Source organism: Waterburya agarophytonicola KI4 (genome assembly GCF_020640915.1).
Classification (GTDB): Bacteria; Cyanobacteriota; Cyanobacteriia; order Cyanobacteriales; family Xenococcaceae; genus Waterburya; species Waterburya agarophytonicola.
The window spans coordinates 1-9,202 of the sequence record NZ_JADWDC010000110.1 but is presented as its reverse complement, the minus strand read 5'-3'; the positions used below and the strand labels follow the sequence as shown (position 1 = coordinate 9,202).

Below are 9,202 nucleotides of genomic sequence, written 5' to 3'. Positions count from 1 at the left end.
ATCGCTCTTTTTTTTCCCTGATTATAACCTAAACTAGGTGCGTCTAAGCTTACCAGCCTTGGTTAGTTTGTAAATTTCTTTTCGGTCGGGGGACACGGCAATTCCCGTTTGAGGACGAATATATTTGCTTCTAGCAATTGCTCCTCGTGACATCCATTTAACTGACTCGTAATTGCAGTTAGAGAAATCGAATTGGGAATTAGTTGTTGATTTTTCAATCGGATATCCTGCTAAAGTAAGGGCGGGATCGATCGGGTCTAATTCTGAAATTGAAATCACGCCAGGCAAAGCATAACTTCCGCGAAACGCATCAATTTTATCAACCTCAAACCATCGATTTAACTGCTCTAAGGCGGCTACAAAATTTTTATTTTCTATTTCATACGAATAAGGAAAATCGGCAGTATATACTTCTCTTGAGTTTGTATTGGCTACTATTGTAGAAGAACGATTTGAACCCAAAACAATGCCCGTTATATTTGTATTTGGAGAAGCTTCTACATCCCAATTAACTCGATCGTAGCTACTCAAAACAAGTAATACATTTTTATAGGGGCGATCGATATTAACTTTAACTTTATCCGAATTAAGATTTCGCTCCGATTTATAACCAGATACAAATATTATTTCCGCATCATCTGCTAGTCTTTGAGGAGGTTGATGTTGGCTTTCAAACTGCTCTGGCGAATTATTTTGTTCTGTTTCTTTGGGTATTTCCCAGCCTACCTTTAGTTGCTCTTGGGAAGATCGAATATAGAGTTTATATATATGCCTGTAAATAGGAAAACATAGTTTTAATCCAGCAAGCAAAATTAATAGAGCTAACAACCTTTGTTTGATTCTCGACATAGTACTCTTTAAAAATATGATTTATATCGATCGCGGATAATTAATATTTACCTTACTATCGCTCTAGTTCAAAATATGCATCAACAAAACATTAAATAGCTTATCAAAACGATCTATTTCAAGATTACTATGCAAGATTAATTGCTTGATACTTAATGTTTACAGAGGTTGCTTTTCAGGAATACCGACAGGGCGGGGATATTCTTTAGATGTACCAGAATGTTTGCGTAGATAAATACAGTGGCGCACTCCCTGAGAAAGGGGAGTTTCCCAAGGATAAATCAACTCAACTTTTGCTCCCAATTTTCCTGCTGCCGATCGCAAATTAACCGTATCTTCGTTACTCCAATGTCCGCGATAGAGAATTGCCAAACCACCAACTTTAACCAAAGGCAAGGCATATTCGGCACAGACAGAGGCTTTACTAACTGCCCGAACCATGGCAATATCATAACTTTGACGATCGCCTGGAATTCTGCCCAATGCTTCGGCGCGGGCGATTATTCCCGTAGCATTATTCAATTTTAATTTAGCGATCGTATCGTTGACAAAGGTAATTTTCTTGCGGGTAGAATCTAATAGAGTAAGTTTCCAATGAGGAAACGCGATCGCCAAAGGAATCCCTGGAAATCCCGCTCCCGTACCGATATCTATTATTTCTAAATTATTTTGCAGATCTGGTTCTTCCAAACCGACTATTCCCGACAGGGAATCCCAAAGATGTTTTTCCCAAAAGTCTTCTGGGCTAGTAATGCGAGTTAGATTTTGGATTTCATTCCCCACCAAAATCTCTTGATAAACTTGCTGAAATAGTTGCTCTTGATTTGCATTGGGTTGCCAGTTGAGGGTTTGTTGCCATATTTGATTCATCTGGGGCAACTGATTGGTTTCGATCTGACTCATAGGCTTTTAGATTATCTATTCAATGCGCTTGGCTCAATAGGTTGGAGATCTCCGCGATCAATTGTCCAACAGCGATCGGCTATTCCAATCAACTCTCCAGGGTCGTGAGTTACTACCAACAGCGTCCAGTGCTTTTTTAGATTGGCTAGCAACTTAGCTAGTTGAATTCGCATTGACCAGTCTAGACCCGCTGTAGGCTCATCTAGCATCAGCACATTAGGCTGACGAATTAACTGCACTGCTAAGGCTAAACGACGCTGTTGTCCGCCACTGAGAACGTGAGGAGACGTTTTTAGAGATATATCTTCTAATCCTACCTCGCTTAAGGCATCTTTAACTCTTTTTAGATCTAACTCAGGATGACCCAAGCGCAATTCTTCTAATACCGTACCACCGCAAAAGTGTCGTTCGGGAAATTGAAACACCAATCCCGCCAGTTGCTGTAACTCCAAATCGCTTAGTTTTTTAGTACGCCAAAATATTTCCCCCTTAGTGGGTTCGGCTAATCCTGCTAATATTTCTAGAATCGTAGTCTTTCCCGATCCGCTTGCGCCCACAATCAAACCTAAATTTTGTGGCGGAAGTTCTAGGTTGATACTTTTCAGAATTGGTTCGGGGGTGGCAGCGGGATGATAGATTAAATTTTGCAAACGAAGCATTATCTACGCCTGATGTGAATTAACTTCGTTTATCTTAGCTTTTCGTTTCTTAATCATGATGGGAATATTTTTAATTTCCCAAAAGACGACTAATTCCTTGGTGTATCTGTCTTTGGACGAGAAATTCTACCTTTTTCTGACAAGAGGACCATATAATAAATAATACTTAACTTAAATTAACCTGTCGATCGGCAGTCGCCAGCAATGGACAACCTTTTTTTAAATCGTCTTAAAAGCCCAGAACGCCCAGTATTAGTATTTGACGGGGCAATGGGTACAAATCTCCAAGTTCAAAACCTCACCGCCGAAGATTTTGGTGGTGCGGAATATGAAGGATGCAACGAATATCTCGTCCACACCAAACCCGAAGCAGTAGCCCAAGTACATCGGGGTTTTCTCGAAGCTGGGGCGGATGTAATTGAAACCGATACCTTTGGTGGAACTAAGTTAGTCTTAGCGGAATACGATCTGGCAGATAAAGCTTACTATCTCAATAAAACCGCAGCCCAGTTAGCCAAAAAAGTCGCTACAGAATATTCTACCCCTGAAAAACCTCGCTTTGTTGCTGGATCGATGGGACCTGGTACTAAGTTACCAACTTTAGGACATATAGATTTTGATAGCCTCAAAGATGCCTACGTCGAACAAGCATCAGCACTCTATGACGGTGGAGTAGATTTATTATTAGTTGAAACCTGTCAAGATGTATTGCAGATCAAGGCGGCATTAAATGCGATCGCAGAAGTATTTGAGAAGAAAGGCGCAAAACTCCCCTTGATGGTTTCTGTAACGATGGAACAAATGGGGACAATGCTTGTAGGTACAGAAATAGATGCAGCTTTGGCGATCTTAGAACGCTATCCTATTGATATCTTAGGGCTAAACTGTGCTACAGGCCCCGATTTAATGAAAGATCATATCAAATATCTTTCGGAACACTCTCCCTTTATTGTTTCTTGCGTACCTAATGCGGGTTTACCCGAAAACGTTGGCGGACAAGCGCACTACAAGCTTACGCCGATGGAACTTCGTATGTCTTTGATGCACTTCGTTGAAGATTTAGGAGTCCAGATAGTTGGTGGTTGTTGCGGTACTCGTTACGATCACATTGCCCAACTAGCAGAGATGACTCATGACTTAAAGCCCAAAGAACGTCATCCCCATTACGAACCTTCGGCAGCTTCTATATATAGTACTCAACCTTATATCCAAGATAATTCTTTCCTGATTGTGGGAGAAAGATTGAACGCCAGTGGTTCTAAAAAATGCCGAGAATTGCTGAATGAGGAAGACTGGGATAGTTTGGTTTCCCTAGCCAAATCTCAAGTAAAAGAAGGGGCGCACGTTCTCGATGTCAATGTAGACTATGTCGGGCGAGACGGGGAAAGAGATATGCACGAACTAGCATCCCGTCTAGTCAACAATGTCACCCTTCCTTTAATGCTTGACTCCACCGAACATACCAAGATGGAAGCGGGATTAAAAGTAGCTGGTGGGAAATGCATCCTCAATTCTACCAACTATGAAGATGGAGAAGAGAGATTTTACCAGGTATTAAATCTAGCAAAGAGATACGGCGCGGGTATCGTAATTGGTACTATCGATGAAGATGGTATGGGGCGTACTGCGGATAAGAAGTTTGAGATTGCTAAGCGTGCATATAATGCAGCGATCAAATATGGTATTCCCGCAACGGAAATCTTTTTCGATCCTTTGGCTTTACCTGTTTCTACAGGTATTGAAGAAGATCGCGAAAATGGCAAAGCAACGGTAGAAGCAACCAAAAGAATTAGAGAAGAGTTACCAGGATGTCATGTTCTCTTGGGCGTGTCTAACGTTTCCTTTGGTTTAAACCTCGCTTCGCGACAAGTATTAAACTCTGTTTTCTTACATGAATGTATGCAAGTTGGGTTAGACGCAGCTATTGTTAATGCCAGCAAAATTTTACCCCTCTCGAAAATAGATCCCAAACACCAAAAAATTTGTCATGACTTAATTTATGACAAGCGGGAATTTGATGGGGATATCTGTACCTACGATCCTCTAGGTGAACTTACTACTTTATTTGCGGGCAAAAAAGTTAAAAAATCTGAAGCAGTCGATAAAAATCTACCTATCGAAGAACGTCTTAAACAACATATTATTGATGGGGAACGCATTGGTTTAGACGAAGCTTTAGATGAAGCCTTGCAAGAGTATCCACCATTAGATATTGTTAACATTTTTCTGTTAGATGGTATGAAGGTTGTCGGAGAACTATTTGGTTCGGGACAAATGCAGCTACCTTTTGTACTCCAATCAGCCCAGACGATGAAAGCTGCGGTAGCCCATCTAGAACCCCACATGGATAAAGCTGAAACAGACGACAGAGGGAAAGGTAAGTTTGTTATTGCTACAGTCAAAGGCGACGTTCACGATATTGGTAAAAACCTAGTTGATATTATTCTTTCTAACAATGGTTATAAGGTAATTAACCTGGGCATTAAACAGCCAGTGGAAACTATTATTCAGGCATACGAAGAACATCAGCCAGATTGTATTGCCATGAGTGGCTTGTTGGTAAAATCTACGGCGTTCATGAAAGATAATCTGGAAACTTTCAACGAGAAAGGTATTACCGTTCCTGTTATCTTAGGTGGTGCAGCCTTAACCCCCAAATTCGTCCATCAAGATTGTCAGAATGTTTACAACGGCAAGGTTATCTATGGTAAAGATGCCTTTGCAGATTTGCATTTTATGGATAAATTGATGCCAGCCAAGGCTAATGAGAATTGGGACGATCTTCAAGGATTTTTGGATGAATCTCTCCCCCAAACCCTTTCCTACGAGGAGAGGGGGGCTGAATTGCCTTTTGAGGGTGAAGATCGGGATAAAATCTTTGTGGATGAGGTCAGTAAACCAGCCGAACCAAAGGTTATTGATACTAAGCGTTCTGAATCAGTAGCTTTGGATATAGATCGTCCGACTCCTCCTTTCTGGGGTACTAAGATCTTAAAATCTGAAGATATCCCTATTGAAGAAGTATTCCCCTATCTAGATTTGCAAGCACTATTTGTCGGACAATGGCAATTCCGCAAGCCTAAAGAACAATCTAGAGAAGACTATGATGAGTTTTTAGCAAAAAAAGTTCATCCTGTTTTAGAAAAATGGAAACAAAGAATTATCGCAGATAATTTATTAAATCCTACGGTAATTTATGGTTATTTCCCTTGTAATGCGGAAAGAAATACACTATATGTTTACGATCCTGAAATGATAGAGGCAAATAGCCATTTGCCCCTACAGCCCATCACATCTTTTGAATTTCCTCGTCAGGGTTCGGGCAAACGCCTTTGTATTGCAGACTTCTTTGCAAGTAAAGAATCGGGTCAATTTGATGTTTTCCCCATGCAAGCGGTAACGGTGGGAGAAGTTGCCACAGAATACGCCCAGAAGTTATTTAAAGCAGATAATTACACCGACTATCTTTATTATCACGGGATGGCGGTACAGATGGCAGAAGCTTTGGCTGAATGGACGCATACTAAAATCCGCCTTGAATTAGGTTTTGCAGCAGAAGAGTCGGAAAACATCCGCGATATTCTGCAACAACGTTATCGAGGTTCGCGTTATAGTTTTGGATATCCTGCTTGTCCTAATATTTCAGATCAATACAAGCAATTGGATTTGTTGGATACTAAACGCATCGGTATGTACATGGATGAAAGCGAACAGCTATATCCAGAACAGTCTACTACAGCGATTATTACTTATCATCCTGAAGCAAGATATTTTAGTACTTAATTTATTTTTTGGTGGGCAATAGATAATTGAATTGCAAACTTGAAGTCTGATTATTTGCCCACCCTACAACTCACTGCTATTCTCGATTTGACAGAAATTACTCACTTAATTTCAGATTAAGCACTATAACTATATTCTGCTTTTTTGAAAACTAGTCAGTGTAACAAAAACCTTAAATAGTAGATATTTATTCGGCAACAAATCTATAATCACCGTAGTGTGAATAATGATCACAATATGTTTATCTAGAATTTTCTGTCAAAGATGCAAATATTTACTTGGATTTTTCTGGCTGTCTTGTGTAGCGAAACTCTTTTAGTTTCATCTCTCCATTTAATTCCCAGACTCGGTGGGTTTGGCAAAGATATGACGCTGATATTAACCAAAGCACCTGGATTAGATGTCATTGTATCCCTTTTTTTGTGGATTCCTTGGCTTGCAGGAGGCATAATTGACGGCTGGTTGGGAATAGTAGCTGCTTTATTAGCTCAATTTTTAGTTATGGAATTGTGGATTTTGGTTCATGAATTTGTCCACCGTAAAACAATACAAGGTTCTCGTATTCATGGTTTCCTTAATCAAAAGTTCGGTTGGTGGAGAAATAATGTGGCACTATGGGCAACTGCCTTGGCTGTACCAGTCTTCTTTGTAATTCGATTTGCGGAAGCTCTTGTATATCCAGTCTTAGTTTGGGTTCTGGATTTCCCTAATTACAAACACAGTGAGTGGGTTAATGTTAGCCGCCAAAAATTTGCAGGATTGATTGGCAAAGATTTGATTTGGTGTCTTTATTGCGACTGGATGACGGGAGTATATTCTTTAGGGGCAGAAATGTTACGCAATGTTGAATCATTTTGGTGTCCTATTCGTTTTTATGACGGCAAAAAATGTGATAATTGTAAACTAGATTTTCCCGATATAGAAGGCGGTTGGGTAGCTGCTGACAGCAATATGGATGATGTAGAACAAGTTCTTCAAGAAAAATATGGAGAGGAAGAACGTTCTTGGTTTGGTCATCCTGATAGGCAAAAGAAATAGTATTTAAACTACAGCGATTTGCATATCAATGTGAGACAATCATTCTCAGATATTCAAAGTGCGATCGCTAATACTTCAATCAAGTGAAACCCTACTCATCGGATCTAAGACAAAAAATAATTGTTATTCATCAACAAAGGCTTTAAACTCATATAGAAGTATCGATACGGAAATTAGCCAATCAGTTTAGCCGTCAACACACCAAATGTTCTTAAATTTATACCAAATCCTGTTCTCAAAACCAACTTTAATTAGCAATTTTTTAACCAATGATAGTTAGTTAAATCTCTAATTTCTTTCTGCATATTATTAAGAATATTGCAACGCTTTGCTAGAATATTTTCAATCTCATCAATATTTTCAAAACTTTGATTAACTAATGGTTCATCTAATAATGACCATAATCTTTCAGCAGGCTGTAATTCAGGAGAATAAGGAGGAAGAAACTCTACTCTAAGTCCTTCGATTTCTTTGATCTTCTTACTTCGATTGGATTCATCCTCAAGTTCATTTGGCTAATTTTGTTTGAATCAAACCTAAACCCAGGATTCTACTATTAATGCTTTTTCTACTTCCTTAATTCTTTGAAAATCACTATCTGAAGACACTACTATCAGATTATGTTGTAAGGCTGTTGCTGCTATCCACAAGTCATTTTCTCCAAATCCAAGATTTATCATTTTCGTCTTTCTTCTTTTACTTTTTTCCTTTGGCGCAAATTGCTTAAATATTGATGCTTTTATCTCTCCATATTTTATGGCTGTTTCTTCATCTATTGGATAAATCTGTATCCCCTCCAAAAAGTTTTGTACTAACGCTAAATTACTTTTATTTCGCTGAGAACGTTCTGCCATATCTACTAGCTCTCCTTGAGTAAGCTGTTAAGCATTTAGATTGGGTATAATAACAAAGCCAAAAAAGAGCGATCGCGAACAAAGATGCCAGCTAAAAACTATTTGACATCAGAACAACAAGAAAAACTGCAAAAAGCTCTAAAAAGAGAAGAAAATGGAGACATTAGAGAGAGAATACTGATTTTGTTATTGTTGAATGATGGAAAAACGCAGCAAGAAATTGCAGATTTTATTGGTTGTTCAAAAAATAAAGTATGTTATTGGTGCGTACACGCAGACCCAGATAATCTAGAGAGCCTTAAAGATGAAAGAATGAAAGGTAATCACCAAAAAGCTACAGAACAATATATAGAAATATTATTAAAGACGATTGAAATAGAACCACAAGAATTAGGATATGAATTTGGCAGATGGTCGGCACAAAGGTTAGCAACATAAGTATCTGAGCAAAATTATTTGTATATTTTGAAATAAATTTGAGAAAGAAAATAGAATGAAAGAGCAATCGCGCCAAATTAATCGATTAAATGAGATACATAAAAGGCTTAAATAAAGATACGATTAGACTGTTACAGAGAATTAATCGACAGAGTCAATATTATCAAGTCAGACAAAGAAGCCATTGCATTTTGCTTTCTCATCAAAAATATAAAATTGCCGAATTAATAAGAATCTTTCAGGTAAGTCGTAACACAATTTATAATTGGCTCAATAACTGGGAAAAGTTAGGACTGGTAGGACTTTATAATCGTTCGGGGCAAGGAAGAGCCAAAATTTTTGATGCCACTCAACAACAAAAAATCAGAGAATGGGTCAAAGAAAACCCCAAAAATCTAGGATTAGTTCAAGAAAAAATCAAGCAAGAGTGGGATATTGTTAGCAGCAAAGATACGATTAAAAGAGTTTTAAAATGTCTGGGAATGAGATGGAAAAGAATCAGAAAGGTAGTAGGAGGACAACCAGATACAGAATTATATGAGAGTAAAAAACAGATAATTAGTGCATTGAAAAAATTATCAGATTTAGGAGCTATAGATTTAAGATATTTAGATGAGACTGGTTTTTGTCTAACTCCTTATGTACCCTACGGTTGGCAAGATAAAGAAGTTAAGGAGG

General features: G+C 38.6%; 6 protein-coding genes and 3 pseudogenes. 4 read left to right on the top strand and 5 right to left on the bottom strand.

Annotation, left to right across the window (positions count from 1 at the left end):
* Nucleotides 1–33: 33 nt before the first annotated feature.
* The 3 genes from I4641_RS22690 to I4641_RS22680 form a co-directional block, all read right to left on the bottom strand.
* Complete coding sequence (locus tag I4641_RS22690) at nucleotides 34–849, bottom strand: hypothetical protein (RefSeq protein WP_229642860.1); 816 nt, start codon at nucleotides 847–849, stop codon at nucleotides 34–36.
* 159 nt (nucleotides 850–1,008) lie between these two features.
* The gene (gene rsmG / locus I4641_RS22685; RefSeq protein WP_229642859.1) at nucleotides 1,009–1,752 is read right to left on the bottom strand and encodes a 16S rRNA (guanine(527)-N(7))-methyltransferase RsmG; all 744 of its coding nucleotides are present in this window, start codon (nucleotides 1,750–1,752) and stop codon (nucleotides 1,009–1,011) included.
* Nucleotides 1,753–1,763: 11 nt separating this feature from the next.
* Complete coding sequence (locus I4641_RS22680) at nucleotides 1,764–2,411, bottom strand: ABC transporter ATP-binding protein (RefSeq protein WP_229642858.1); 648 nt, start codon at nucleotides 2,409–2,411, stop codon at nucleotides 1,764–1,766.
* 204 nt (nucleotides 2,412–2,615) lie between these two features.
* Here I4641_RS22680 and metH point away from each other — a divergent pair, with 204 nt between their 5' ends.
* Together metH and I4641_RS22670 are read left to right on the top strand one after the other, a co-directional pair.
* Nucleotides 2,616–6,194 carry a methionine synthase gene (gene metH / locus I4641_RS22675; protein ID WP_229642857.1) on the top strand — a complete coding sequence of 1,193 codons (3,579 nt, stop codon included), beginning with the start codon at nucleotides 2,616–2,618 and terminating at the stop codon, nucleotides 6,192–6,194.
* A 264-nt stretch (nucleotides 6,195–6,458) separates the two neighbouring features.
* Nucleotides 6,459–7,232, top strand: a complete 774-nt coding sequence (locus tag I4641_RS22670) for a hypothetical protein (protein WP_229642856.1) — start codon at nucleotides 6,459–6,461, stop codon at nucleotides 7,230–7,232.
* Nucleotides 7,233–7,483: 251 nt separating this feature from the next.
* On the opposite strand, the pseudogene I4641_RS24365 reads toward I4641_RS22670, so the two are convergent.
* Both I4641_RS24365 and I4641_RS22665 read right to left on the bottom strand, forming a co-directional pair.
* Nucleotides 7,484–7,717: pseudogene (locus I4641_RS24365) on the bottom strand (transposase); the annotation flags it as partial.
* Nucleotides 7,718–7,768: 51 nt separating this feature from the next.
* Nucleotides 7,769–8,098, bottom strand: a pseudogene (locus I4641_RS22665) (type II toxin-antitoxin system VapC family toxin); the annotation flags it as partial.
* Nucleotides 8,099–8,170: 72 nt separating this feature from the next.
* Here I4641_RS22665 and I4641_RS22660 point away from each other — a divergent pair.
* Nucleotides 8,171–8,518: pseudogene (locus I4641_RS22660) on the top strand (helix-turn-helix domain-containing protein); the annotation flags it as partial.
* A 95-nt stretch (nucleotides 8,519–8,613) separates the two neighbouring features.
* On the top strand, nucleotides 8,614–9,202 hold a 589-nt coding region (locus I4641_RS22655; RefSeq protein ID WP_229642854.1), incomplete at its 3' end, for an IS630 family transposase.